Source organism: Brucella oryzae (genome assembly GCF_041929965.1).
Taxonomy (GTDB): domain Bacteria; phylum Pseudomonadota; class Alphaproteobacteria; order Rhizobiales; family Rhizobiaceae; genus Brucella; species Brucella oryzae.
The window spans coordinates 1-1,156 of sequence record NZ_JBHEEO010000064.1; the positions used below are offsets into that span (position 1 = coordinate 1).

The following is a 1,156-nucleotide window of genomic DNA, read 5'->3' on the forward strand; positions in this document are numbered from 1 at the left end:
CTAGTGGTTTGACCGGAACGAAAGAGTCCGATCTGGGATTCCCACGGGCCTTGTGATGTGCGAGTCTTTAGAGATGCGCGATGGCATTAATTTCACTGTTTGTGGCGTGGACCGTCAGCGGCTGGGCGACGTTGTATCGGCTCCCTTGAGCCCGCAGAAGCATGTCTGGCGTGCCCGCATTGTTTTGCTGAGCGATGACGGTTTGGGCACATCTGCAATCATGGCGGCGACGGGCAAGTCGAAGACCTGCATATGGCGCTGGCAGGAGCGCTTCATGCACGAGGGTGTCGATGGCCTTCTTCGGGACAAATCCCGACCGGCCGGAAAGGCCCCGGTTCCCCCGAAACGCGTAGCGGAAATTGTCCGACTGACGCAGGAGCCGCCGCCGCATGAGGCGACCCACTGGACCGCGCGTGCTATGGCCAAGGCAGTCGGACTTGCCGTATCGACGGTGCAGTCGATCTGGAAGGCGCATGGCCTTGCGCCGCATCGCTGGCGCAGCTTCAAGCTGTCGAACGATCCGGCTTTCGCCGAAAAGCTCACCGAGATCGTCGGGCTCTATGTCGATCCGCCTGCCCATGCGGTGATCCTGTCGGTCGATGAGAAATCGCAGATACAGGCGCTCGACCGCACCCAGCCAAGTCTACCGATGAAGAAAGGCCGCGCCGGAACCCTGACCCACGACTACAAGCGCCATGGCACGACCACGCTGTTTGCCGCGCTCAACGTGCTCGACGGAACCGTCATCGGGCAGAACATGCAGCGTCATCGTCATCAGGAGTTTATCCGCTTCCTCAATCGGATCGAGCGCGAAGTACCCAGAAACAAGGCGATCCATGTGATCCTCGACAATTACGCTGCGCATAAGAAGGACAAGGTCCAGGAATGGCTCGCCCGACACCCGCGCTGGACTTTCCACTTCACACCTACCTCGTCCTCATGGCTCAATGCCGTTGAAGGCTTCTTCGCCAAGCTGACCCGGCGGCGTCTCAAGCACGGTGTCTTCCACTCCGTCGTCGACCTCCAGGCTGCTATCAACCGCTTCATCCAGGAGTACAACGCAGACAATCCAAAACCTTTCGTCTGGAAAGCAAACCCGGACGACATCATCGCAGCTCGAAACCGTGGGTTCCAAACGTTGGAGTCAAACCACTAG

Annotated in this window: 1 protein-coding gene; it reads left to right on the forward strand. The window is 59.2% G+C overall.

The features are described from left to right. The first annotated feature begins 73 nt into the window (after nucleotides 1-73). Nucleotides 74-1,156 carry an IS630 family transposase gene (locus JNC70_RS22735; RefSeq protein ID WP_374789052.1) on the forward strand — a complete coding sequence of 361 codons (1,083 nt, stop codon included), beginning with the start codon at nucleotides 74-76 and terminating at the stop codon, nucleotides 1,154-1,156.

Coding starts and splice junctions, on each gene's coding strand:
- JNC70_RS22735 (WP_374789052.1), top strand. CDS start 74: ATGCGCGATGGCATTAATTTCACTGTTTGTGGCGTGGACCGTCAGCGG.